This is a genomic window from Alteribacter populi (assembly GCF_002352765.1).
Taxonomy (GTDB): domain Bacteria; phylum Bacillota; class Bacilli; order Bacillales; family Salisediminibacteriaceae; genus Alteribacter; species Alteribacter populi.
In genome coordinates, this window is record NZ_KZ293963.1 from 668,717 (window position 1) to 694,632 (window position 25,916).

The window sequence follows — 25,916 nt, forward strand, 5'->3', positions numbered from 1 at the left end:
AAAAAAAGCCAACGATGACATTCCTTATGGGACAAATTATTAAATAATATAAATAGAGGCTGCTGAATAAGTAGCATACGCCTACATGGCAAGGGGATATGCTCTTTCTCATGGAGAGAATCTGCAAGGAAATAACTCTTCTTTTGCTAAAAGCCTTGCACTAGATTTTGAGATACACATGTGGGAGCCAAGGGTGCTGCTGCAATGGCGGAGACTCCCTCAGGAAAAGCAACAATGGTCTTCTTACGACGAGGAACCGCAGGAGCAGCAGAAGACCCCGCAGTGAGCACGCCTTTCGCGAATGAGGAGGCTGAAGCGTTGCCTGCGGAAAGCGAAGCCATGAAAGCGGCACCCTTTGTATTTGAGTTCTAGAGTTATCCAGCAATCCCTAAATATTAAAAATAAGCCACTGACGTTCACTGGCATTTACTGACCTTCACTGAAGGAGGTGACGGCTTCTCATCAGCTCTCAGTAGGTTTGGATGATAATTAGTTTGTATGGTAGCATTTGTCCTATCAAAGTTGGTGTTAAGGGGGATAAAAGAAGGGATATGACAAATACGATAATGAATACGAAGCTAAACTTGATAGATACTGATATTCATGAACGAGTCCATTATAAAGATTTACTTCCATATTTAGACCAGCCTTATAAGCGATATATTACAGATTGCCACTGGCTACAGGAAAAGCATATGCCATATACACAACCAGCTGTTGCAGGGGTTGACCGAGCTGATGCGATTGTACCTGATGGACGGCCGGCAGGATCCGACCTTCCATTTATGCAAGAACAGTTATTAGATACCGTTGGACATGAGTTTGGAATTTTAACCGGTGCACTTGACCCTAGCCCATCATCTATGCATGGTTGGTATGAAATGGCTACAGCCCTTGCAAGTGCGTATAACGATTGGCAAATTGAACATTGGCTAGATAAAGATGAGCGGTTATATGGATCTGTCCACATTGCTGCACAAGATCCCGAAGGTGCAGTGCGCGAAATTGAAAGGGTAGGTTCTCACGAGAAGATGGTTCAGATTCTTTTACCTATTGATGATAAGTTGTGGGGTGACCCTTATTATCATCCGATATTTGAAGCGGCAGAACGATACGACTTAATGATTGGCATGCACCATAATGAACCGCCTGTGCATTACGGGAAATGGCCTCGATATTTTATTGAATGGCATACTCTTATTCCGGTATCCCATATGACAATGGTAACGAACATGGTATTTAATGGTGTATTTGAAAAGTTCCCAAAATTGAAATTAATCATGATTGAAGGTGGTTTTACTTACGTTCCCTATCTAATGCGTAAGATGGATCAACAATACAAAGACCTTCGACATGAAGTGCCATGGATTAAGCGAATGCCAAGTGAGATTATTCGTGAGCATTTGTGCTTTACAACACAGCCATTAGAAGAGATGTCAAAGAAGGAATTTTTACAAATCATTGAGCAAATGGGAACAGATGAAATCGTTTCATTTTCAACGGACTACCCACATTGGGATTATGATTCTCCTTTTGAGGCGTTACCACCGAATTTAGGGGAGGAGTTAACACGTAAACTTTTCTCAGAAAATGCACGTAACTTTTATCCTAAGCTTCCGAAAATAGGGAGGGAAAAGTAGTGGAAAAAGTTGTTTGTTATAAAGACGAACTTCAGCCTGGTGAAATGATGGAAAGTATATTTGGACGTCATTCGATCGTCGTTTGTCGCGCGAGTGATGGGCACTACTACGCGTTTACAAATCGATGTATCCATCAAGGTGCTCCGTTATCTAAAGGAAAACTATGTGGGGCACCGAAACCCACAGACGTTATTGGCGAGTATAACTTTATTAATGATGGTGACATTTTACGTTGTCCCTGGCATGGCCGTGAGTTTGATATTAAAAATAAAGGCTGTATGCTTGCCAATGAAAAGTTCAAATTAAAAAACTTTAACGTTACCTTAAGAGACGATAAAGTCGTTGTATTTAAGTAGACAAGGATTGAAGGTGAGTAGGATATGAAGAAGATGTTTATAAATGGATGTTGGGTAGAGTCTCAGTCAGGGGACACCCGAAAAATTATCAATCCTTTTAACCAGGAAGTGGTTGAGATTGTAACAGAAGGCGATGTAGAAGATGCAAAAAAAGCAATTGCGGCAGCTCGCGAGGCATTTGATCACGGTCAATGGGCTTCGATACCTGCAACGGAGCGGGGACGATTACTTTTTAATGTGGCTGAGTTAATTGAACGAGATAAAGAAGAATTAGCGAAATTAGAAACGTTAGATACAGGTAAAACGCTCACTGAAAGTGAAGCAGATATGGACGATATCGCAGGAGTCTTTCGGTATTACGCAGGACTTGCGGATAAATTCGGTGGGGAAATCATTGAGTCACCGATTCCTAATTCCACAAGTAAAGTGGTTCGAGAGCCTGTCGGTGTATGTGGTCAAATTACCCCGTGGAATTATCCATTATTACAAGCAGCATGGAAACTTGCTCCCGCACTGGCAGCTGGAAATACAATCGTGATCAAGCCAAGTGAGATCACCCCACTAACAACCATGAAAATTTTTGAGTTGATGGAGGAAGTCGGATTTCCAAACGGAGTGATAAATCTTGTTTTAGGTGCAGGTTCTACGGTAGGAAATGAATTGGCAGTAAACAATTTCGTCGACTTGATTTCTTTTACAGGTGGATTAATGACTGGAAGGAAAGTCATGCAAGCAGCAAGTAATAATATGAAAAAGATTGCGCTTGAGTTAGGTGGTAAAAACCCAAATCTTGTGTTTGCGGACTGTGACTTTGAAGCAGCTGTTGACCAGGCTCTTAATGCTATTTACTTTCATGCTGGTCAGGTATGTTCTGCTGGTGCAAGGTTGATTGTAGAAGACTCGATTCATGACCAATTTGTTGATGCTTTAGTCCAACGTGTGAAAAAAATTAAGCTTGGAAATGGAATGAATCCAGAGACACAATCCGGTCCATTGATCTCTGCTGAACACCTTGAGAAGGTTGAAAATTATGTGGAAGTTGGTAAAAGAGAAGAAGCCAATCTCCTTATCGGCGGTAACCGTCCTAATGATCCTAAGCTAAGAGAGGGGTTCTTTTACTTACCAACAATTTTCACAGAGTGTAAATCTGAAATGTCAGTGGTACAAGAAGAAGTGTTTGGTCCGGTGTTGACTGTTGAACGATTTAGAGGTGAACAAGAAGCGACAAAGCTTGCAAATGATTCCATTTACGGTTTGGCAGGTGCCGTTTGGACAACAGATGTTATTAAAGCAGATCGAGTAGCTTCACAACTTCGTATGGGTACCGTATGGATTAATGATTTCCATCCATACATCCCACAAGCGCCTTGGGGGGGCTACAAACAATCGGGGATTGGTAGAGAATTAGGGACAACAGGACTAGAAGAATATACAGAACAAAAGCATATTTATCAAAATACAGATCCTAAACCATTGAACTGGTTTTAAATTTATTGGTGTAAGCTAGACTTGAATATCAAGAAGAATTATAAAAACGCTAAGATTATTAAATCTTAGCGTTCGCTTGTGGAAGAGAAGGGTTACGATTTTTCTCCTTTACGATTGACTTCCGTTGGTACATATCCAGGGCGGGCCTTTAGCTCATACAAGTCATCAACTTCTTCCGCTAATTCCACATCTTCTTGTCTTTGGTTGCCTGCAATATCCTTTTTAGGTGTTTGAGGCAAACTCTGTTTATTTTTATCGCGTGTTTTTTGTTTTCGTGCTCGTCCCATTTGATCATCTCCTGCTGTCAGTGTGCTATTTATTCGTGTTATGCTTCTTACTTGGCAAACTATGACTATGGTGTCTCTTGCCTTGATGTTTATTGTTTCGTTCCGCTTTTTCCTTTTTGTCATTAAATTTTTCTACAAATTCATGAGTGTTATCCATATTCTTCCCCTCCTACTTGATACCGTTGGTGTTACTTTGACCATTTGAAATCGAAATCATGCACCAAATTGCTGCTGGTTTTCTTTACTAACACTCCAAATTTGTTCGGTATAGGGGTGATTTTATGAAGGGACTTCAAAGCAGGAAAAGTCTTCTGCAATAAAGCTGTTTTGGAAAATTTCTTTTGCCTCATAAAGTAATTCATCCGCCTCTTGATACCGTGTACTGATATGGGTGAGGATAAGCTGCTGAACACCTCCACGATCAGCGACTTCAGCTGCTTGTACTGTTGTGGAATGAAAGTACTCTTTGGCTAGCAATTCGTCCTTTCGAGCAAGTGTTGCTTCATGAATCAATGTATTAGCTCCTTTAGCTAACAATATTGCTTTTTCGGTATACCGTGTATCTCCTATTATCGTCACAATCTTTCCTTTTTTCGGTGTTCCGAGAAAATCACTTCCCTCGAAGGTACGACCATCGGACAATTCAACCTTAAGCCCTTTTTTAAGCTGCTGTAACATGGGTCCAATGGGTATACCTGCCTCTTTTACTTTATCTATAAGTAACGGACCCGGTAAATCTTTTTGCTGAACCCTAAATCCAAAGGAAGGGACTCCGTGAATAAGTTCGGATGTCTTTACGATAAATTGTTCATCCTCAAACACGATGCTGTCCCGATCGATTTCGTTTATTTCCAAAGGATAGGATAGATAAGTTTCACTCAAGTTCAAAGATATTTCAATATACTTCTTTAATCCTTTTGGTCCATAAATTGTAAGTGGGGTTACTGCTCCTTGAAATGAGCGGCTGGATAATAACCCTGGCAATCCATAAATATGATCGCCGTGCGTATGAGTGATAAAGATCTTTTCAATTTTTCTTAGTTTAACCGGTGTATGTAAAACTTGGTGCTGTGTGGCTTCTCCACAATCAAACAGCCAAATAGCATCTTTTTTATTCATTAAATGTAGGGCTAATGAAGAGACATTACGGTGCTTGGCAGGAACCCCCGAACCGGTGCCGAGAAATGTTATTTTCATAATGTTCCTCCGATCTGAGAGTTTTTATTTTATAATAAGCGAATCATTTCCATATTTCATTTGTTTTAAAAAAGCACACAACTTCAAAATAATATTTTCTCCCATTTTGTGATTATTACTTATTGTAAAAAAAACGCTGAGTCTCCTCAAGGAAAAGCACCATGCGGGTTTTCGGCTTTTACAAGGTGATTAACTATAAAGTGGTAACATTAGAGAAACCCTCACTAAGAAGAAGTGTTAGGGCAATTTGTGGTACTATAGTGACAAATCCATACGATTTATAAGAAAATGTAGCCAGTCAGGAGGGGGAGATTATTTCTGATTCCAAAGATTACGATCGAGAGGAACAAGAGGAAGAAAAGCTATTCTTTGACGGAGAGCGTTATTATACGAAGGAAGAATTTTTCAACCCTGATGAAGAGATAGAGACACAGTCCAATGGTAAAGGTAGAGGTTTTAAAATTGTGATTGCGTTGATTCTTACTTTTGCTCTATTAGGAAATGTTTTTGCCTTTTTACCGAGATTAGTGAATCTCCCTGCAATTGAGTTTTTATCCACTTCTCGAGAATTATCAGAAAATGAAGATGTTCAGCTTTATAAAGAATCGGTGGTAGTGGTTAGAGGCGATACTAGCAAGGGAACAGGTTTTTTAATTTCTGATAACGGATATATTATGACGAATCACCATGTGATTGACGATGAATCTTTTCTTACAGTGACGTTTGAAGAAGGGGAAAGATATCAGGCAGATGTAATTGAAAGTGACGAAGAGTTAGATATCGCGATCTTACAGATTGAGTTAGAGGAAACGGATCACCATGTACTCGAATTTGCGGACTCCTGGGAGCCAGATCTCCCTGTCTATGTGATCGGAAATCCGCTATTTTTCAACTTTATTGCAAATGAAGGCCAATTGCTCGGTATGAGAGAGGATGGTATTCTCATGCTTGATGCCCCGATTTACCGAGGAAATAGCGGAAGCCCAGTCATTAATCACGATGGGAAAGTTGTCGGGGTGGTCTATGCCACCTCCAGAGTAGACTATGAAGGGACACAGCAAAAAGTAGGGCTGATCGTCTCTGTAGAAGCCTTTAGAGACCAAATTGAACTTGTAAAGAGCCTGTCCGATACAAAAAACCGAATAAAATCCTGAAACCAACAATTTTCTTTTTCAAATGATAAGATAAACGTATCTTATATAAAGGTGAGGTGGGGGAAACATGATCAGTAAAAAGCTAATAAACGGACTAAATGATCAAATGAATTATGAATTTTATTCTGCACATGTCTATTTAGCAACAGCTGCTTATTGCTCAGCGGAAAGTCTCGATGGTTTTGCTAACTTTTTTCTAATGCAGGCGGAGGAAGAACGCTTCCATGCGATGAAAATTTATAACTTCATTAATGATTTGGGCGAACGGGCAAATGTGGACACCTTTCCAGCCCCAAACAACAAATTTTCATCAGTATTGGATACATTTGAAAAGGCTCTGATGCATGAAAAAGAGGTTACCCGACGCATTTATACTCTAGCGGATATTGCACTCGACGAACGGGAGCATGCCACGATGACGTTCTTGAACTGGTTTATCGAGGAACAGGTGGAAGAAGAAGCCTCGTTTGACTCCTTAATTCAAAAATTAAAGCGTATTGACAGTGATAGTAACGCTTTTTATATGTTAGAAAGTGAACTCGGAAAACGTACGTTTGAGGCAGGAAAATAGGATGTAAATATCACAAATGTGTTAAAAACGCGACTTTTTTATCTTTTTGTGGCCACTTAGTGTTTACTCACTAGGTGGCCTTTTTTTAAGAGTTAATTTATAAGAGGACAGCTACCTTCACGCCGCTCGTCTCAAAAGCATCCTTGAGACTTTAAAACATGTGAGCTAATTCTGCTTTTAATAAAAGACCGCTATGCGGTTTTTCTTAGAAAGGTAAGAATTTATATAATTTGTCCCTTTTTCAAGAGTTAAGTATAAAAATCTACGTTTCGGTGTCTAGCTCCAGGCACCGATTAGCGGGCGCCTTGCGCATTTCTTGTGCCATTCAAAAAAATTGCTCTTATTGTTGTTATATCTCCATTTAAGAACGGGTTAAACTCACGTCGCAGAGTAATAATAAAGGAAAGCCTATAACACTCGGTTGTAAAGGTAAAAGGTTGACTTTCTTTACCTTTTTCTTTAAAATTAGAAAATTGTAGGTGAATAATGATTAATTAGTATAGAGTAGAACTTTAACGTTTTGAAATGAGGGTTACAAATGACTAAAGAATCGATATATGGACTAACGTTTGAACAATTAACAGCTTGGTTGATGGATCGCGGACATAAGAAATTCCGTGCCTCTCAAGTGTGGGATTGGTTGTATAAAAAACGAATCACGTCTTTTTCTGACATGAAGAATGTGAATAAAGACTGCCTTGAATTATTAGAAGAAAACTTCGAGATCCAGACGTTAGAGTTGCATACAAAGCAGGAATCACAAGATGGTACGATTAAGTTTTTGTTTAAGCTAAGGGACGGAAACCTCATTGAAACTGTACTGATGCGCTTTCATTACGGGTTATCTGTTTGTGTGACAACGCAAGTCGGTTGCAACATCGGCTGCAGCTTTTGTGCTAGCGGATTATTAACGAAAAGTCGTGATTTAACGAGCGGTGAAATTGTTGAACAAATTATGAACGTTCAGCTGCATCTAGATAAAGAACAAAAAGAGGAAAGAGTAAGCCACATTGTAGTAATGGGAATTGGTGAGCCATTTGACAATTTTGATAACATGATGGACTTCTTCCGAGTGGTGAATAGTGACAAAGGGCTTGCGATTGGTGCAAGACATATAACGGTTTCTACTAGCGGTCTTGTAAAGAAAATTTATGAATTTGCCGATACAGGATTGCAAGTAAACTTAGCTGTTTCCTTGCATGCGCCAAATAACGAGCTACGAACACAGATCATGAAAATTAACCGTGCGCAGCCGATCGAAAAATTAATGGAAGCTGTGGATTATTATTTGGAAAAAACAAACCGGAGAATTACGTTTGAATATATCCTTTTAAAAGATGTTAATGACGATCAAAAAACGGCACTGGAGCTTGTAGAGCTTTTAAAAAATAAAAAGCGCCTCTCCTACGTCAATTTGATTCCATACAATCCAGTTGATGAACACAATCAATATCAACAAAGTAATAAAGAGTCCATCCTTGCGTTCTACGATACGCTGAAGAAAAACGGCATTCAGTGTGGCATTCGTCATGAACAAGGATCCGATATTGATGCTGCTTGCGGACAGTTAAGAAGTAAACAAATTAAGAAAAAAGCTAAAGCATAAATTCAAAGAGTGTATCCATTTATTGTAGAATGCTTATTACATTTTTTGACTGCTTTCAATTAAAAATCCCTTACAAAATTAGAGGAGGACTAATCAGTACGTTTTAGTCCTCCTCTAATTCATTTTTAGTGCTTTACACATGCACACCCTACAATAACTAATAAGATGAACAAAACTAAAATTACCGCAATCGTTGTGTCGTCTCTACGAGGTACGTGCGCCACTGGTGCCACACGACGAGGTTGACAAAATCCAAACATCATTTCACCCCCCCCGTATATTACATATTTGTAAGATAACTTCTTACAGTACACTTTATGTAATACTGTCTGCCAGTGGTTGGACATGTAACGAATTTGGGACATAATCATTAGTACATTTAAAGGACTATGAGTTCATGTGTATTCTCCATAATATTTTATTTACTCCAACTGTTCTATAAGAACTTTAAATTGGTCTGGTGTATCAGCATCTAGGAAGGGTTTTTCCGTATTAAATTCAACGGTGATCCCTGTAATATCATTTCTTAGGATTCGACGTGCACCTTCGTCACCGTGTAATTGAAAAAGAGCAGGGAATACAGTGGAATCAAATAAAACTGGTGGCCTTAACACTCCTTTATAACAGGAGGAAATATGACTAGGCTTTTCTGTTTTGTACAAGAAGACGATATGATTGATTATCTTTTTTGTCACAAAAGGTTGGTCAGCAAGCAAAACCATCACTGCTTTTGCTTGCATATCCTTTGCAGCTTTCAGGCCGCACTTTAATGATTCAGCCTGACCTCTCACTGATTCTTTGCAGCGTTGATGTTTCCATTTTTTTCGGTAAGGGTCCAAAAATAACTCGGAAGGTAGCCAATTAAGAGAGTCTTCTTCCCTAGTAACAACAATCGTTCTATCTAATACTGATAATATTGCTGTTTCCAAAGCGACACTTCCCAAAGGCTTGTTACCTAATGAAAGTGATAATTTATGACATCCCATCCTCTCGCTATGACCTGCTGCTAGGTAAATTCCTACAATCATGTGGAGTCCTCTCTCGATTTGTTTTAATGACCTCTGCAAGAATACTAATTGCAATTTCTTCAGGTCCGTCGGCATCAATAGGGAGTCCTACTGGAGAATGAATCTTATCAGGAATATTCTCACTTTCCAATAGTCGATATGTTCGTTTACGCGGGCCTAATACACCGAGATATTGTAGTTTGTTTTGAAGAAGAGTTTTGAGAATCTCTTGATCTTTTTGAAAGTTATGTGTCATAACTATAACGGAATCACTCGAAATAAACTGGTATTCATTTAAAAATGAACTTGGAAAGTCCAGTATTAATTCATTCGCATCCGGGAAGTGAGATTGATTACAGAATGCTGGCCGCCAATCAACAACAATGACATAAAACCCTGTTTTGGCTGCAAAACTGACAAGCGGTCTTACGTCGGGACCAGCTCCAAAAATAATGAGACGCGGCTTAGGCTCAATCGTCTGAATAAAGTATCGTTCCGACGAATCCTCTAAAACAATGGTGGTATTTTTACGCTCCAAAAACCTTCGATATAAATGATCGGGAAACTCTCCACTCCAGTTACCAAAAAATTGCTGATTTTCAGTGATGAAAATATAGTCAGTTACTGCATCAAGCTCTGATAATTTTTTAACGTGATGAATAGTAACTCCCTTGTTTAAATATTCCTGTACACGCTTTAAGTGTTTCTCAAGTTCAGTATCTATTGGCTCCAAAAGGACTGAAATTGAACCATTACAACCACTTCCTTGCCCCCAAGATAAGTCGTCCTCTACTCTCGTATCGTAAACAACGGTTCGAGAAGTTCTATCTTTTATAACTTCTTCAAATCGCTCTGCCAAGTCGCTCTCTAAACAACCACCACTTAAAAGGCCTATTTGACTACCGTCTTCTTTATGGAGCATGACCGCTCCTTCCTTACGGTAAGATGATCCTTCGACTTTAATAATCGTTGAAAGTACTTTTATATGTTTAGATTCCTGCAGTTCATTCAAAATGCGAAATAAATCTTCCATTTAATGCAAACCTCCAATTTTCATTTGCCTATTTCGACATTTTGTAGGGAGGGGTTGTACCAGAAAGATGAATAACTTTTTGATACTAGAAGGTCTCAATCAAGAAACGAGGAATATTTATTTTTTTATCACTAAGCAATCTCCACTTTTGAGTTTGAGAATATTTCCTAAAAACGCTTCTGAAATGTCATCGGCAATCTCGAGCATTTCCTCCTCATCACTTGCTATTAATGAGAGGGGAGCACCGCCTAAATACCGGCTATTATCCGTTGTAATAAAAGCTAGTATACCGTTGATCTGACCTTCCTCTTTTCCCATTAGCTTTTCCCTCCCATTTTTGGGTTTAATAATTCTGGTGATTTCTTGACCGTTTCTAATAAAGGAGTAATTAAAATGGTTTCTTTTAGCAGGTCAAAATTGTTGATGATAGGGACCATTGCAATAATGATCTTTCCATTTTCTGGGTTTTGATAGCTGTATATCTTCTTCTGTCCGAGTCTTCGTGTCGCTTCAAATAAAATAGCTTGTCGCTGGCCGTTATTTTGAAGAGGGATTAGAAAATGATCATGAATTGGATGAATAACAGCAGCAAGTCCTTCCTCTGCAAACCAATTTTTTGCTTCCTCTCTTCCGATGAGATTGGTAGTAAGCATATCATCAACATATAAGTCAGAACCCTTAATCTCAATTTTCCCTTCAGTTACATTAGCAATATCTCTGACTTTTTGTCGTGCCGTATAACGCTTTAGTAAATAAAATAAGGTAAACCCTACTATTGAACCGCATACGACTTCGATCCAAGTAGCAACATCTAAAAGCACTTCAAATAATTGAATCGTCAGTGCAGTAATAAAGGAGACGAGTAATGCGATGTAATTACGTGCTTCAAATATTTTAGAAATACCATCAATGTAAGCATCGCCTCGTTTGGTAAATTCATCACCCTCCAGGTCTAAGAGGCTGTCTCTTTCGGTTTTTCGAACTTCACGAAACTGTTGAATTGCTAAGCCAAGAAATGTAACAGCTGTAAAATCCTTTGTCATTAATGTCGGGATAATAAATGCTCCAAGTGCTGATGCAAGTGCTCCTGTTATAACATGAATTAAGTAGCCGTTCGGATAATTAGGGTATTGTCTATAGTCTAAATTTATCAACAAAATGCGTACCAATGTCCCGATAGCAGTTGCTGTAATAATAAGAACCAACATTTCGGGTGCAATTATGTCGTTGTTATTTTCCATTAAATGGACCCCTTACCTTTAAAGTCTGTGTATATAGTTTGTTAAATGAGCTTTTTTATACAGTGCTTGTCCTAATAGATTAGGGGTATATTCCGAATAGAAGCGAATGAAAAGGGAAGCGAAAAGTAATAATATATAAAGGTTTCTTGGTAATTATAAAAATTCATTCATTATTTTGTGAGGTGGCATTTATTTTATGAGCCGGAGTATTGGAAAGAGTATTTATCGTAAAGAGGCAATCGAAAAGGTCACTGGAGGAGCAAAATATACAGATGATTATAAAACCTCACAGATGTTACATGTGAAATTAGTAATAAGTTCTTATGCTCATGCAAAACTAAAATCAATTAATACGACAAATGCATGGAAAGTAACTGGCGTTCGAGCGATATTGTTAGGACAGCCATTCCCGCTTACAGGTGAAGAAATTAAAGATCGCCCTCCATTAGCTTTTGATAGAGTGCGTTATCACGGAGAACCGGTAGCTGCTGTAGTAGCGGATAGCCCAGTTCAGGCAAAAAAAGCTGCTGATCTGATAGAAGTAATTTACGAACCACTACCAGTTGTTAATTCTCCTAAAGAAGCCTTACGCCCAGGGGCAACGTTAATACATGAAAATTTAGATACTTATGAAAAGATTGAGCATGTTTTTCCAGAGTCAAATACTAACATTGCCGACCGTACGAAAATTAGGAAGGGCGATATCGAGAAAGGTTGGCTAGAAAGTGACGTGACCATTGACACTAACTTTTCCTTTTCACCTTCTGATCATATCGCTATGGAAACTAGATGTGTGACAGCCAAAATTCGACAAGACGGGTTTGTTGTGTTTTCATCTGCTACTCAGTCTCCGTTTATGATAAAAAAATTAATGAGCGACTATTTTAATCTTGAGGAAGGTAAGATCATTGTGAATACACCGTTAGTTGGTGGAGGATATGGAGGGAAAGTAGCGGTTCAACTAGAGCTCATCGCTTATATGGCATCACTAGCTGTTGGGGGTAGATCTGTCAAACTTATTAATTCACGGGAAGAGGATATGATCACATCCCCTGGACATATAGGCCTTAATGCAAATATTAAGCTTGGTGCAACGAAAGATGGAAAATTAACCGCCTCAGAAATTTTGTACATGTTTGATAGCGGGGCATATTCCGATAAAGGAGCGACAGTAAGCCGAGCTGCAGCAATTACTTGTACAGGACCTTATCATATTGAGAATTTATGGTGCGATTCACTATGTGTCTATACAAACCACCCGTATGCAACTGCATACAGAGGTTTTAGTCACTCTGAGCTTTTATTTGTTTTTGAGCGAGCAATGGATATGTTAGCTGAAAAGCTTGGAATCGATCCATTAGAGCTAAGAAAGAAAAATGCAATTTTACCCGGTCATACAACGCCGACACAAACACTTCTAAATTCAAGTACAGTAGGAAACTTACCCGAATGTATCGATCATTTGAAACGACTAATGAAATGGGGAGAAGGCTCAATCATTCAGGTGAGTAAACGTAAAGTGAGAGTAAAGGGAATTAGTTGTATTTGGAAAACATCAACGATTGATACCAAAAGTAGCTCTGGGGTCAATTTAGTTTTTAACGAGGATGGCAGTATAAATATCATTTCAGGAATTGTTGAAATCGGAACAGGTACGAAAACGATACTTGCACAGTTGCTTGCCGAAAAACTTAACATGGATATCAATAAAATTCATGTCAAGATGGAAGTCGATACTCAAACAACACCTGAGCATTGGAAAACGGTAGCGAGTAGAGGCACTTTTATGGCAGGAAGAGCGTTATTAAAAGCTGCAGATGATGTCATACAACAATTAAAGGATATCGCCTCACGCGTACTCATATGTTCACCTGATGATTTAGCGGTAGGTAACGAGATGGTGTATGTCCGTGATGAACCCGATACGTTTTTACATGTCAAAGACGTTTGTTATGGATATAAGTTTCAAAATGGGTATGGAATTGGGGGACAAATCATTGGAAGAGGTAATTATACGTTAAGGCATTTGACTCACATCGATCATGAGACCGGTGTAGGAAAACCCGGACCGGAATATACTGTAGGTGCCCAAGGTGTGGAAGTGGAGTTTGATAAGAAAGATTATTCCTACAAAGTATTGAAAGCCTATACTGTTGTCGATATCGGAAAAGTACTTAATAATAAAGCAGCTCAAAGTCAAGTAATGGGTGCAATGAGTATGGGGTTAAATTTTGGAAGTAGTGAAACGTTTGAATTTAATATGGAAGGAAAAGTAATGAATCCTAGACTTCGTACGTACACGCCGTTTCGCTATGGAGACCATCCCGAATATTTCATTCACTTTCTGGAAACGCCTCATGTTGATGGCCCGTACGGAGCACGTGGTATTGGGGAACTCGGATTAATTGGAATGCCTGCAGCATTGGCTAACTGCCTGTCAACGGCTACTGGAGTTGACCTTAATAAACTGCCACTTACCCCAGAACTAATATGGACGGAAAAGGGGGGAGGTTACAATGATCTCGTATGACTTTGAATATTACAAACCAAAATCTATTCAGGAAGCCACTCAATTGTTTCAATCATTGGATAATCAAGGAAAGAATCCGATTTATTTTTCAGGAGGAACAGAAGTGATAACACTTGGCAGGAGTAATCAAATTATTACCGAGGCTGTCATTGACCTTAAATTGATTCCTGAATGTCTTGTGTTAAAAAAGGAGGAAAATACGGTTACTTTAGGATCGGCACAATCATTAACTAAGATCCGCGAGATGAATATATTCCCTTTTTTAAATAAAACCATTGTTGAAATTGCTGACCATGTCGCTAGAAATAAAATTACGTTAGGTGGAAATATTTGTGCAAACATTATTTATAGAGAAGCTATTTTGCCACTTTTGCTAACAGAGAGTCAAGTAGTGATTGCAGGTAATACAGGCTTAAAACAACTCCCTGTAAATGAAATATTTAATCAAAACCTTCAATTAGAAAGGGGAGAGTTTCTTGTTCAAGTAATAACCGAACTTCGAGAGATTGAATGGCCTTTTATTAGTGTAAAAAAACGAAGACAATGGGATGTTGGCTATCCATTGATCACAACTGCAGCAATCAAAAAGAAAGGTCAAATCAAATTGGCGTTCAGCGGGTTATGTTCATTTCCATTTCGGAATAAACAAATGGAAGAAAGTATTAATAACCAACACTTATCTAAGGAAGCAAGAATTGATGACGCAATACAACATATCCCCGCCCCGGTTTTGGATGATGTGCACGGTTCAGCAGGATACCGAAAATTTGTATTGAAAAATACATTAGTAGATGTACTGGATGCATTGGAAGGAGAAAGAAATGTCTAAAGCTGAAATATCTTTAACGATAAATGATGAAGAACGTAGAGTGTATGTACGCTATGCGGATACATTATTACATGTTCTTCGTGAGGAGCTTGATTTAACCGGAGCGAAGCCTGGTTGTTTAAACGGCGATTGTGGAGCTTGTACCATAAACGTAGATGGAGATCCTATGAAATCCTGTTTGATGCTTGCGGTAGAGGCGTTTGATAAAAAGGTTACAACAGTTGAAGGGCTTAAAAACACACCGATTCAGACTCAGTTTATCGAGAAATTTGCTTTTCAATGTGGTTATTGTACACCTGGCTTTATTATGAACTGCCATGCATTGATTCAAAAGTACCCAAATGCAGATGATACTGTGATTAAAGATTGGTTAGAGTCGAATATTTGCCGTTGTACTGGATATCAAGAAATTGAAGAGGCAATTAAAGCTGCTTTACCAAATTATCAACAAGGTACATAAGTCAATGCCCATGACTGCATTATTTATGTTCGGAATCCACTCCTAATTGCTAATACACATATTTTTTATACAAGAGCTATTTTATATCAACTGTACATTCGTTAAAATTGTTGATTGTAATATTAGCTTTTTCATGAGATAATGATATTAACAGAATATTCTGATGTATGGAGTTGGCAGGTTTATGCGCTATTAAATAAAATCTGCATAGGGGGTGTCGTAAACATAACGGACGTCTCTTTTTTTTATGCAATAACGTACTATGAAAAATAGGCTTCTGTGATGTTCTCTCATTTGAATTATCGGAATAAAATAACAGTATAAGGAGTTGAAATATTTTAAAAAAGGGGTGACCCCGATATGCTTCCTTTTGAAATTTTGGAATATCAGGAACGGTTAAGGAAAACGAAAGAGTTGATGACGAAAAAGGGAATCGATGTTTTACTTATTACCGATCCTGCTAATATGAATTATTTGTCAGGATATGATGCCTGGTCTTTTTATGTCCATCAAATGCTGGTGGTTATGATTGATGAAGCACAACCTCTTTGGATCGGCCGTTATCTGGATGCAAAAGGGGCAGTGGTAAAGACGTGGATGTTTGATGAGAACGTTATTGCATATCCAGATTTTTATGTTCATTCAGAGGATAACCACCCTATGGACTTTATTGCAAGCGTTTTTAATCAACGGGGTCTAGGAAGTAAATCATTTGGAGTAGAAATGGATCATTACTATTTCACAGCAAAGGCTTTTGAACAATTAAGACGTAACCTTCCAAATGCAAGCTTTAAGAATGCAGACTTACTCGTTAACTCTGTTCGAATGATTAAGTCCGATCAGGAGATAGAATATATGAGGCGTGCGGCAATGATAGCGGAACAAGCGATGTATAAAGGGGTAGACAGTGTGCGTGCCGGTGGAAGAGAATGTGATACCGCTGCGATGATCTATTACCATTTGTTGACTGGTACAACCGAACATGGTGGAGATTATCCGGCAATTGTTCCGTTTTTACCAACAGGACAAAATACTTCAATACCACATTTGACATGGACTGACAAGCAATTTTCAGAAGGAGAGGCCGTCATTATCGAATTAGCAGGCTGCTATCAACGATATCATGTTCCACTGGCCAGGACCGTCTCGATAGGTAAACCTTTAGATAAATTACAAAACCTCGCCCCTATTGCAGTTGAAGGGATTAATGACGTTTTAACTGCTGTAAAACCAGGAATGACGTGTGGTGAAGTTGAGAGTGTTTGGCGAAATAGTATTAAAAAATATGGAATTGAAAAAGAGTCACGTTTGGGCTATTCAGTGGGCTTAAACTATCCGCCTGATTGGGGAGAGCATACAGCAAGTATTCGAAAAGGAGATACAACAATTCTAAAACCGAATATGACTTTTCATCTCATACCGGGGTTATGGTTTGACACTTATGGCATAGAAATAAGTGAGACTTTCCGCGTGACTGAAAAGGGGTGCGAAACGTTTACAAATTATCCTAGGGAATTACTCATCAATACACCTTTCAGATTGGATCAGCAAGGTGGGATCATAAGCTAACTATACAGGGGGAGATCAAGATGAAAGAACCAGGATTTTCTACTCGTTCTCTATGGGCTGGCGAAAAAGATGCTCTAGCTTTCGGAGCGACACAAGTTCCCGTTGTCCACAGTGTATCCTTTGGCTATGATGACATGGATGAATGGTTTGAGGTCGCGAGAGGAAAAAAAGTTGGTCACATTTACGGTCGTAATACGAACCCAACTGTTCAAGCTTTTGAAGAAAAAATCAGGATCCTGGAAAATGCAGAAGCATCGACAAGTTTTTCTACTGGGATGGCTGCCATTAGTAACACACTAGCAACCTTTCTACGTCCGGGAGATCGCGTTGTTTCTATTAAAGATACGTACGGGGGTACTAATAAAATCTTTACTGAGTTTCTACCAAAGCAGCAAATCGACGTCACTTTGTGTGAAACTGGAAATCATGAAGACATGGAAACAGAAATTGCTAAAGGCTGTAACGTTCTTTATTTAGAAACCCCAACGAATCCTACAGTAAAAATAACAGATATAGAGCGGATGGCAAAAGCCGGAAAAGAAGTTGGTGCCCTCGTTATTATTGATAATACCTTTGCAACACCAATTAACCAAAGACCTTTGGCATTAGGCGCTGATCTTGTGATTCATAGTGCAACAAAGTTTCTTGGCGGGCATGCCGATGCGTTAGGTGGTGCTGTTTGCGGTCCGGAAGATTTAGTGGAGGAAATTTATCATTACCGAGAAATCAATGGTGCGACGCTTGATCCGATGGCAGCTTATTTACTACTTCGCGGGATGAAGACACTGAAACTTAGGGTGGATAAACAAAATGAAAACGCGCTTGCTGTCGCGAAGTATTTACAAACTGTCCCTATTGTTGATGATGTCTTTTATCCAGGTCTTGAGACCCACCCTAATCATCACATTGCAAAAAATCAAATGAAAAACTACGGTGGAATGTTAAGTTTTTCAGTTAAAGGTGGAATCGAAACTGTTCGCCACTTATTACCGAAACTAACTTACGCAAATCGCGCGGCTAACCTCGGTGCTGTTGAAACCGTGGTAGGACCATCCAGAACGACAAGCCACGTCGAGTCTACACCAGAAGAGAGAGCAGCACTGGGAATTCCGGAGGGGCTCGTCCGCTATTCAGCAGGGATTGAAGATATAGAAGATCTCATTCATGACTTAGAACAGGCTTTTCAGTCACTTCCGCAAAATATTGGCTGAATTTAATACGATGAATAATTGACAGGTGCCACTGGCACCTGTCGATTTTTTTGTCATAAGTGTGTACATTCTGGTATAATATTTAAGGCTTTAGAATCCGTGTTGAAAAAAATAAGCTAGGAATATCCGGGCTCATTGATGAAGCTGACAGTAGTACTATACGAATTGACGCAGGAGCATCGTCTTGTGCAACAAAGGAAATTCTGGTGCTATTTTTTCGTACTTTTTGAGCATCCTCTTATATACAAAATATAAAAGAATTAACTTATTGGTTTTAGAAAAAGGTGGTTAATAATGTTGAAAGATAAATTATACAGAGTATTACTTTATTATAAGTATGTACCGATTGAAGATGCAGAGGAATTTGCAACGGCTCACCTCGAATTTTGTAAAGAGCTTGGGTTAAAGGGACGTATTTTAGTTGCCGATGAAGGAATGAATGGTACCTGTTCTGGAACTGTAGAGCAAACAAATAAATATATGGAAACATTGAAGCAGGATCCTCGTTTTGAAGACATGGTGTTTAAAATCGATGAAGCAGATGGACATGCTTTCAAGAAAATGCACGTTCGTTATCGCCCCGAGCTAGTAACCTTACGTCTTGAAGATGATATCGACCCACGCGAACAAACAGGTGCCTATCTCAGTCCAAAGGAATTTTATAAGCAAATGCAGTCAGACGATACAATTGTCATTGATGCCAGAAACGATTATGAGTATGATTTAGGTCATTTTAAAGGAGCGATTAAACCGGATATCCATTCGTTCCGCGAGCTTCCGGATTGGATCAAGCAAAACCGAGATAAAATCAAAGATAAAAAGATTTTAACGTATTGTACCGGCGGCGTACGATGTGAAAAATTCTCCGGCTGGTTAAAGGAAGAAGGTTTTGACGATGTCTCCCAGCTCCATGGCGGAATTGTAACGTACGGAAAAGATCCAGAAGTAAAAGGTGAGCTATGGAACGGGAAGTGCTATGTTTTTGACGAAAGGATAAGTGTACCAATTAACCAAGTAGACCATGTCGTTGTTGGTCGTGACCACTTTACCGGGGAGCCGTGCGAGCGTTATGTGAACTGCGCGAATCCAGAGTGTAATAAACAAATTTTATGTTCAGAGGAAAATGAACATTTTTATATGCGCGGATGTACTGATGAATGCCGTGTGCACCCAAGAAACCGTTATATTAAAGAACAGGATTTAACTGAGGAAGAAGTCCAAAAAAGACATGAAAAGATTGAAAGTCATCGTGTGACACATGGCTAGAAGAGTCATGTAAATAATACGAGAAATTCACTACGTTAAGGTGAAACCGGTGTTAATTACACCTAAAGCCGCATTTTCCAATGGGAAAGTGCGGCTTTTTAAAAAGAGTGGTTTATTTTTGATTTAGATGATCAATAGGGACTCCACTTTACCTGTTTAGCCACTTCGAAGCGATGATGGACCTCTGGCCAATTTACGACTTCCCACCATTGATCTATATAATCCTCTTTTTCAGTTTTATACTGCAAGTAATACGCATGCTCCCAGACGTCTAGTACGAGTAACGGAATCACATCCCATTGGCTCAAATAGTGATGGAGCTCTGCTGTTAGTATTTCCAGACGATGAGCGCGTGGAGCCCAAACGAGAATCACCCATCCAGGTGTTGGCAATTCCTCAGCTGCTGCAGTGAAATGGGAGCGAAACAATTGATAGCTGCCAAAATCACGCTCAATCATGGCTAGCAAGTCACCTTGAGGTTTACCGCCCCCATTCGGATCCATAATCGTCCAGAAAATGGTATGCAAATAGTGGCCTGCTCCGTGAAAAGCAGCCTCTCTTTCCCAATGTGTAATTAAATCATAATTGTTATCTCTGCGTGCTTCCTCCATTTTTCTTTCTGCTTCATTCAATCCCTCGACGTAATTACGATGATGAACATCGTGATGGAGTTGCATAATTTCTTCGTCTATATGCGGTTCTAATGCATTATACGAATAAGGTAGCGGAGGTAATTGATGCTCTCCAGGTCTGACTTCTCCGTTTTCTCCTCTAAATACTGCTTCTTGGAGAATAAGCTTGCATTCATGGTCCAATTCATCCACTAGTTTGAAAACAAGGGCTTGATCTGCTTTTTTAGACCCGCGCTCAACCTCTTTACGTAAAGTAGCGATTTGGTTTTCAAGAGCTGCTTCTAGTGAACGCTCGGAATGTTTAATTACCTCTTCCATTTCATCTAGCCAGTGTTTAACAGCTTTTATATATTCTTGCCACTCAGTGATGGTAACTTCACCTCCAAGATGTTTTAATGCACCCTATATATGTATGGATGCTACATTGACAATATGTCAATCTTTCAAATAAAACTTCTTCTGAACAGGCATCATTAATAATTAGTGCTAGCTTTAGTCAAATGAAAACATACAATAATGTCCGTATATTCGCTTATATTTGTCGAATTCTCGATATCTTAGCTGTTTTCGCTAATATATTTCTTATTATTGAGTGAAGTACTAAAAGAATGAAACCGTACACGATCGTTGTTAAGATATAAAAGACAAACATATTATTGATGTGGGGTGAACTGATGAATCTTGAAACTTTTTGCTTATTGGATGCAACGGATATGGCTGAACTCATAAAGAAAAAAGAAATCAAATCAAATGAACTTTTAGATCTTAGCTTTCAGCAACTGGAAAAAATGAACCCGTCTCTGAATGCGATCGTCCATACAAGATTTGAAAGAGCGTTTTCTGAAGCTCAGAATATGGAACATACTTCTACGTCTTTTATGGGAGTTCCGATGTTATTAAAAAACATTTCCCAATCAGTCAAAGGTGAGCCGATGACGGCCGGCTCAGCATTACTAAAAGAGAATGTGGCAAAATTGGATTCCCACTTTGTCGCTAAACTTCGCGAAGGTGGGTCATTATTTATCGGTCATACGAATACTCCTGAGTTTGGCTTGAAAAATATTAGTGAGCCAGCTTACTATGGACCTACGCGCAATCCCTGGAACCTAGAGTACTCATCCGGTGGTTCAAGTGGGGGCTCAGCAGCCGCAGTGGCTGCGGGAATTGTACCGGTAGCTGGAGCTAGTGATGGCGGTGGCTCTATTCGAATCCCTGCATCGTTTACGGGGCTTGTCGGGTTGAAACCGACACGGGGGCGAACGCCAGTCGGACCAGGGGTTGGCAGACAGTGGCAAGGGGCAGCCATTGATTTTGTTTTAAGCCGTTCTGTCCGGGACAGCGCTGCGATGCTCGATCTTCTTCAAGTAGTCCAACCTGAAGCAGCGTTTCAAACGCCTTTATTTCCTGGCAGCTACATAAATGAAATGAAAAAGCGTTGGAAAAAGCCGTTACGCATCGGGTTTAGCAAGAATTCACCGGTCGGTACGCCCGTTTCCGAAGAAGCGAAACTAACAGTAGAAAAAACAATGAAGTGGCTTGAAGTCCAAGGACACTTTATAGAAGAAAAGGAACCTGATGTGAATGGTGTAGAACTGATGAGAAATTATTATCTCATGAATTGTGGAGAGATGGCAGCACTCATTGAGACTTTGGAGAAATCGTTAGGAAGAATAATCACATCTGAAGATATAGAGATTGAATCATGGATGTTAAAGGAAGCGGGTCAATCAGTTACTGCTGCTGAATTTACTGCAAGTCTTGCTGCATGGGATACAGCAGCTGCACAAATGGCAGATTATCATAAAACGTATGATTTGTTTATTACTCCTACAACAGCTTATCCAGCACCAAGGATTGGTGAATTAACTCATTCTGATAAACAGCAGGACCGTTTACAACAGGAAATAAGCAGTCTAGGAAAACACGAACAGCAACAACTGATCTATGAGATGTTTTTACCAAGTTTAACCTACACCCCATTTACACAATTGGCAAACTTAACAGGACAACCAGCCATTTCCTTACCTGTTCATGTAACATCAGAAGGGCTTCCGATCGGTGTGCAAGTTATGGCTCCAAAAGGACGTGAAGATGTCTTATTAAAACTAGCTTTTCTTCTCGAACAATCAAATTTATGGGCGCAAAGAAAATGGGAATAGTAAGGGTTGAGGGGGGAGAAGAATATGATGGATGAAAAAAGACTCGAGACAGCAACTTTTGGCATGGGCTGATTCTGGGGCCCCGATGCCCGGTTCGGTCATCTACAAGGTATAAAAAGAACGCGTGTAGGTTATTCAGGAGGAACAACTGTGGACCCTACGTATCGTAACATGAGCGATCATACAGAAACAATCCAGCTCGACTACGATCCTTTAACGATTTCATATGAAGAGCTATTGGACGAGTTTTGGAGCAATCACCGCGCAGTACAGCATGGTTATGGTGGCAGACAATACATGTCGTTACTTTTATTTCATCATGAAAAGCAAAAAACAATTGCCAAGAACGTAAAAAACAACTGGGAAAAACAATTGAAGGTAAAGATTGAAACTGAAATTTCCCCGTATTCAATGTTTTTTATCGCTGAAGATTACCATCAGAAGTATTATTTAAAGCGACGACCGTCTACGGTTGAGACTTTGTCTCCACTCTTTCCAACACACGAAGCGCTCATCCATTCAACATTAGCAGCCCGATTAAATGGATTTGTTAAAGGATTTGGAACGTTATTAGCAATTAAAAAAGAGATCGAAGAAATGGAAAATTTAAGTCCTGACAAGAAAACAAAGATGATTGACGTGATGAGCGCAATAAAATGGTGAAGAAGTAACCATAATTTTTGCGCTCTTTTTTACCTTTAGTTCAATACACTTTTCTGAATTTCCCTGTGAAAAAAGTTTCTAAAGAAATAATAGCAGTTCGGAAAAATTATTCTGGCTTGCTTTTTTAGCACTAAATAAAGGGTATAATATAGCATAAAACAGGATAGGGGGAAGTAAGCAATGGAACAACTACTCAAACAATTAACGACATTGCACGGGCCTTGTGGCTATGAACAGCCTGTCAGTAAATGGGTGAGAGAAACAGTGAAACCGCTCGTTGACGAGGTCACCGTAGATGCATTAGGCAACGTTATCGCAACAAAAAAGGGAAGTAAATCAGGACCAACAATGATCATGACAGCTCATATGGATGAAGTCGGCTTTATCGTAAAAAAAATTGAATCAAGTGGACTGATCCGCTTTGAAAAATTAGGTGGTCATGATGACCGCATCCTCCTAACTCAAAAGGTGCAAATTCGTACAAAGAAAGGGCTCCTTACCGGGGTTATTGGAAGTATTTCTGCCCATTTCGCAAAATTTGATGATGCCAGTCGAGTCCGAAATCACCGCCAATTGTACATCGATGTGGGTGCCAAAAGTAAACAGGACGCCACCGAATTGGGTGTGGAACCTGGTTGTCCAATCACCTGGGCTCCTGATATGGATTACCTTGGAAATCAAACCACAGGCCGATTCGTCGGAACAGGCTTTGATGATAGGGCGGGCTGCGCTGTCTTGATCAAAACCTTACAAGAGTTAGAAAATACACCCTTTGCCGGGAAGTTGACAGCCATTTTTACTGTTCAGGAAGAGGTGGGCTTAAGAGGTGCACAAGTGGCTGCATCTCAAACACATGCTGATGTCGCCATCGCGATTGATACGACAGCTGTGAGTGATACGCCCGAGGAAACGATGGATGATACGCTTGCAATTGGAAATGGAACAGGAATTAAAGTTATTGATTTTAGCTTAATCTCACATCCAGCAGTGAAAGATCATCTCACCCAATTAGCCGATGAAAAACAGATTACATACCAGATGGAAATTTTCCCCGGGATTGGGACAGACGGAGGAGCGATGACCCTAGAGAATCACGGCATTCCAACAGGTGTACTGTCGATCCCCTCACGCTACGCCCACTCACCAGTTGAAGTCATTGATATGACCGACTTGACAGCAACAAAAAATCTACTCAAAGCTTTTATTTTATCCTTAAACGAAAAATCAGTGTTTTCATTTATTGAAGAAGAGGAATAGATTACTGCCATCCCTAAAAGGGGTGGCCTTTTTTGGTGAAATGAAAACCCTAGGGCTAGCTAGGGTTTTCATTTCACCAAAAAAATCGAGTGTAAAACCTACGCGATTTCACACTCGATCACCCTGTTTATTGAATCGTCACATTTTGCAATTGATAGAGACCATTTTCATACATATCAAACCCTTGTACATCATCGCTCACACCTGTTAAATAGGCAGGGTGGTAGAGATAAAGCATGGGTGCTTCCTCAATAAGCAATTCAGTAGCCTCCTCGTATATCGCCAACCGTTCATCCTCATCGCCTTCCATTCTCGCCTTTTCCAGGAGTTCATCTATTTCATCATTCTCAATAAATGTTCTGTTACCCGCAACTCCCACATTATCAGAATGATAGAGCATGGACATTGGGTAGTCCGCATCACCAGTTGCAGCCGAAAGACCTAGGATAAACATGTCATGTTCAGCTGTAGCGGTTCTATCCAAATATGCCCCCCACTCAAAGACCTCAATTTCAACATTGACACCAATGTCACCTAACTGAGACTGAACAACCTCAGCTATATCTTCGCGTTCACGGCTATCATTAGTCCAGATCGTTGTTTCAAAACCATCTTCATAACCTGCCTCTACTAGAAGCTCTTTTGCTTTTTCAGGATCATATTCTAACGGAGATACATTGTCACTATATCCGAACACACCTTCACTTACTGGACCGATCGCTTCAACACCGGTGCCTTCTAAAATACCGTCCATAATCCCTTGTTTGTTAACCGCCATAGTAAGCGCTTGGCGCACTTTCTTATTGTCGAATGGTTCTTTTTGTGTATTAAATCCGATATAAGAAATACTTACACTTTGGTTTTCATGGACATGAACACCAGGTGAATTTTCCACGCGATCAACGTCACTTGGTGTTACAGGGGCAATAATATGCGCAGAACCAGATTCAAGTTCACCGACACGTGTCAGGTCCTCAGGTACAACCTTAAAGGCTACTTGGTCCACTTTCGCATTTTCTCCCCAATAATTTTCAAACTGTGTTAAAACGATTTCATTACCAGAGTCCCACGATTCAAATTCAAAATAGCCTGTACCAGTTGGGTTTTGGCTAATATAATGACCCGGCTGCTCACCATCTTTCATAGCTTCATAATCAGCATCAATAGCCTCTTTACTAACCATGTTGCTTCCCATATGTGCTAAATGAGCAGGGAGGGGGGCGTATGGGTAGTCTGTTATAATTTGGACGGTATAGTTATCAACAACGTTAATTTCATCAATGACTTCAAAAAGAAACGAATTTGGAGAAGCAACTTCTTCGTCTAGGACACGATCAAGATTTGCTTTCACTACTTCTGCATTAAAGTCAGATCCGTCATGAAATGCGACACCCTCTTGAAGCTTGAATTCCCATACGTTTTCTTCAACCATGTCCCATTCTGTAGCAAGGTTTGGTTGCAGCTCCATGTTTTCATCGTGAACCAAAAGTGTTTCATAAATATTATAATGGATATTCCAAGAGGGAACGTCATTAGAATTATGAGGATCTAATGTACTAGCATCAGATAGAACACTTATTTCTAAGTTACCACCTTCTTGTCCCCGTTCTTCTTCATTCACAGCGTCACTCGTTGTTTCTCCTACTTCAGGCTCACTCGCACACCCAACAACAACTACCGACAGTGTCATCGATAAGATAACACCTTTCAACCCTTTACTCCTTAACATACAAAGACCTCCCGACTGATATATGTAATTT

Annotated in this window: 25 protein-coding genes and 1 pseudogene; 16 read left to right on the plus strand and 10 right to left on the minus strand. The window is 39.7% G+C overall.

The window, feature by feature from the left end; all coding sequences use genetic code 11:
* The first annotated feature begins 204 nt into the window (after positions 1-204).
* From CDZ94_RS21150 to betB, 4 genes are all read left to right on the plus strand, one after another.
* Complete coding sequence (locus CDZ94_RS21150; protein ID WP_157811975.1) at positions 205-372, plus strand: hypothetical protein; 168 nt, start codon at positions 205-207, stop codon at positions 370-372.
* A 179-nt stretch (positions 373-551) separates the two neighbouring features.
* Positions 552-1,640 carry an amidohydrolase family protein gene (locus CDZ94_RS03300; protein ID WP_096440561.1) on the plus strand — a complete coding sequence of 363 codons (1,089 nt, stop codon included), beginning with the start codon at positions 552-554 and terminating at the stop codon, positions 1,638-1,640.
* Positions 1,640-1,996, plus strand: a complete 357-nt coding sequence (locus tag CDZ94_RS03305; protein WP_232735753.1) for a Rieske (2Fe-2S) protein — start codon at positions 1,640-1,642, stop codon at positions 1,994-1,996. The genes CDZ94_RS03300 and CDZ94_RS03305 overlap by 1 nt, the downstream gene beginning before the upstream one ends.
* Before the next feature lie 24 nt (positions 1,997-2,020).
* Complete coding sequence (gene betB / locus CDZ94_RS03310) at positions 2,021-3,484, plus strand: betaine-aldehyde dehydrogenase (RefSeq protein ID WP_096435106.1); 1,464 nt, start codon at positions 2,021-2,023, stop codon at positions 3,482-3,484.
* A 92-nt stretch (positions 3,485-3,576) separates the two neighbouring features.
* On the opposite strand, the gene CDZ94_RS21035 is transcribed toward betB, so the two are convergent.
* The 3 genes from CDZ94_RS21035 to rnz all read right to left on the minus strand — a co-directional run bounded on the left by CDZ94_RS21035 (position 3,577) and on the right by rnz (position 4,968).
* Positions 3,577-3,771 (minus strand): YfhD family protein, encoded by a 195-nt coding sequence (locus CDZ94_RS21035; RefSeq protein WP_100831894.1) that lies wholly within the window; start codon positions 3,769-3,771, stop codon positions 3,577-3,579.
* A 25-nt stretch (positions 3,772-3,796) separates the two neighbouring features.
* Positions 3,797-3,928, minus strand: coding sequence for a DUF4023 family protein (locus CDZ94_RS03320; RefSeq protein ID WP_096435108.1), 132 nt, complete (start codon positions 3,926-3,928; stop codon positions 3,797-3,799).
* Positions 3,929-4,050: 122 nt separating this feature from the next.
* On the minus strand, positions 4,051-4,968 hold the full coding sequence (gene rnz / locus CDZ94_RS03325; protein WP_096435109.1) for a ribonuclease Z: 918 nt from the start codon (positions 4,966-4,968) through the stop codon (positions 4,051-4,053).
* 464 nt (positions 4,969-5,432) lie between these two features.
* Between rnz and CDZ94_RS03330 the strand changes: the two genes are divergently transcribed.
* From CDZ94_RS03330 to rlmN, 3 genes are all read left to right on the plus strand, one after another.
* Positions 5,433-6,122 (plus strand): S1 family peptidase, encoded by a 690-nt coding sequence (locus CDZ94_RS03330; RefSeq protein ID WP_096435110.1) that lies wholly within the window; start codon positions 5,433-5,435, stop codon positions 6,120-6,122.
* Positions 6,123-6,189: 67 nt separating this feature from the next.
* Positions 6,190-6,693 carry a ferritin gene (locus tag CDZ94_RS03335; protein ID WP_096435111.1) on the plus strand — a complete coding sequence of 168 codons (504 nt, stop codon included), beginning with the start codon at positions 6,190-6,192 and terminating at the stop codon, positions 6,691-6,693.
* A 538-nt stretch (positions 6,694-7,231) separates the two neighbouring features.
* Positions 7,232-8,299: a dual-specificity RNA methyltransferase RlmN gene (gene rlmN / locus CDZ94_RS03340; RefSeq protein ID WP_096435112.1), complete on the plus strand. Its 1,068-nt coding sequence runs from the start codon at positions 7,232-7,234 to the stop codon at positions 8,297-8,299.
* Between the two features lie 125 nt (positions 8,300-8,424).
* Here the strand turns inward: rlmN and CDZ94_RS21040 are convergent, their stop codons facing one another.
* The 5 genes from CDZ94_RS21040 to CDZ94_RS03365 all read right to left on the minus strand — a co-directional run bounded on the left by CDZ94_RS21040 (position 8,425) and on the right by CDZ94_RS03365 (position 11,580).
* A complete protein-coding gene (locus CDZ94_RS21040) occupies positions 8,425-8,562 on the minus strand; it encodes a YjcZ family sporulation protein (RefSeq protein ID WP_198546695.1) in 138 nt (45 codons plus the stop codon).
* 159 nt (positions 8,563-8,721) lie between these two features.
* The gene (locus CDZ94_RS03350; protein ID WP_157811974.1) at positions 8,722-9,327 is read right to left on the minus strand and encodes an NTP transferase domain-containing protein; all 606 of its coding nucleotides are present in this window, start codon (positions 9,325-9,327) and stop codon (positions 8,722-8,724) included.
* Complete coding sequence (locus CDZ94_RS03355) at positions 9,293-10,339, minus strand: XdhC family protein (RefSeq protein WP_096435115.1); 1,047 nt, start codon at positions 10,337-10,339, stop codon at positions 9,293-9,295. Before CDZ94_RS03355 ends, CDZ94_RS03350 begins: the two co-directional genes overlap by 35 nt.
* Before the next feature lie 117 nt (positions 10,340-10,456).
* A complete protein-coding gene (locus CDZ94_RS03360) occupies positions 10,457-10,657 on the minus strand; it encodes a capping complex subunit for YIEGIA (protein ID WP_096435116.1) in 201 nt (66 codons plus the stop codon).
* Positions 10,657-11,580, minus strand: a complete 924-nt coding sequence (locus CDZ94_RS03365) for a YIEGIA domain-containing protein (RefSeq protein ID WP_096435117.1) — start codon at positions 11,578-11,580, stop codon at positions 10,657-10,659. The genes CDZ94_RS03360 and CDZ94_RS03365 overlap by 1 nt, the downstream gene beginning before the upstream one ends.
* 196 nt (positions 11,581-11,776) lie before the next feature.
* On the opposite strand from CDZ94_RS03365, the gene CDZ94_RS03370 reads away from it, so the two are divergent.
* The 6 genes from CDZ94_RS03370 (at position 11,777) to trhO (ending at position 19,445) form a co-directional block, all read left to right on the plus strand.
* Complete coding sequence (locus CDZ94_RS03370) at positions 11,777-14,110, plus strand: xanthine dehydrogenase family protein molybdopterin-binding subunit (protein WP_096435118.1); 2,334 nt, start codon at positions 11,777-11,779, stop codon at positions 14,108-14,110.
* The gene (locus CDZ94_RS03375; protein ID WP_096435119.1) at positions 14,097-14,939 is read left to right on the plus strand and encodes an FAD binding domain-containing protein; all 843 of its coding nucleotides are present in this window, start codon (positions 14,097-14,099) and stop codon (positions 14,937-14,939) included. The genes CDZ94_RS03370 and CDZ94_RS03375 overlap by 14 nt, the downstream gene beginning before the upstream one ends.
* Positions 14,932-15,399 carry a (2Fe-2S)-binding protein gene (locus CDZ94_RS03380; RefSeq protein ID WP_096435120.1) on the plus strand — a complete coding sequence of 156 codons (468 nt, stop codon included), beginning with the start codon at positions 14,932-14,934 and terminating at the stop codon, positions 15,397-15,399. Before CDZ94_RS03375 ends, CDZ94_RS03380 begins: the two co-directional genes overlap by 8 nt.
* Before the next feature lie 360 nt (positions 15,400-15,759).
* On the plus strand, positions 15,760-16,968 hold the full coding sequence (locus CDZ94_RS03385) for a M24 family metallopeptidase (RefSeq protein WP_096435121.1): 1,209 nt from the start codon (positions 15,760-15,762) through the stop codon (positions 16,966-16,968).
* 20 nt (positions 16,969-16,988) lie between these two features.
* Positions 16,989-18,179: a cystathionine gamma-synthase family protein gene (locus tag CDZ94_RS03390; RefSeq protein WP_096435122.1), complete on the plus strand. Its 1,191-nt coding sequence runs from the start codon at positions 16,989-16,991 to the stop codon at positions 18,177-18,179.
* A 294-nt stretch (positions 18,180-18,473) separates the two neighbouring features.
* The gene (gene trhO, locus CDZ94_RS03395; protein ID WP_096435123.1) at positions 18,474-19,445 is read left to right on the plus strand and encodes an oxygen-dependent tRNA uridine(34) hydroxylase TrhO; all 972 of its coding nucleotides are present in this window, start codon (positions 18,474-18,476) and stop codon (positions 19,443-19,445) included.
* A gap of 131 nt (positions 19,446-19,576) precedes the next feature.
* On the opposite strand, the gene CDZ94_RS03400 is transcribed toward trhO, so the two are convergent.
* Positions 19,577-20,395: a Fe-Mn family superoxide dismutase gene (locus CDZ94_RS03400; protein ID WP_096435124.1), complete on the minus strand. Its 819-nt coding sequence runs from the start codon at positions 20,393-20,395 to the stop codon at positions 19,577-19,579.
* Positions 20,396-20,751: 356 nt separating this feature from the next.
* Between CDZ94_RS03400 and CDZ94_RS03405 the strand changes: the two genes are divergently transcribed.
* The 3 genes and pseudogenes from CDZ94_RS03405 (at position 20,752) to CDZ94_RS03415 (ending at position 24,156) form a co-directional block, all read left to right on the plus strand.
* Positions 20,752-22,236 carry an amidase gene (locus tag CDZ94_RS03405; protein WP_096435125.1) on the plus strand — a complete coding sequence of 495 codons (1,485 nt, stop codon included), beginning with the start codon at positions 20,752-20,754 and terminating at the stop codon, positions 22,234-22,236.
* An 84-nt stretch (positions 22,237-22,320) separates the two neighbouring features.
* Positions 22,321-22,899 (plus strand): annotated as a pseudogene (locus tag CDZ94_RS03410) (peptide-methionine (S)-S-oxide reductase MsrA); the annotation flags it as partial.
* A gap of 180 nt (positions 22,900-23,079) precedes the next feature.
* A complete protein-coding gene (locus CDZ94_RS03415) occupies positions 23,080-24,156 on the plus strand; it encodes a M42 family metallopeptidase (RefSeq protein WP_096435127.1) in 1,077 nt (358 codons plus the stop codon).
* A 127-nt stretch (positions 24,157-24,283) separates the two neighbouring features.
* Here CDZ94_RS03415 and CDZ94_RS03420 read toward each other — a convergent pair whose 3' ends face one another.
* Positions 24,284-25,885, minus strand: coding sequence for a glutathione ABC transporter substrate-binding protein (locus CDZ94_RS03420; protein ID WP_096435128.1), 1,602 nt, complete (start codon positions 25,883-25,885; stop codon positions 24,284-24,286).
* Positions 25,886-25,916 lie beyond the last annotated feature (31 nt).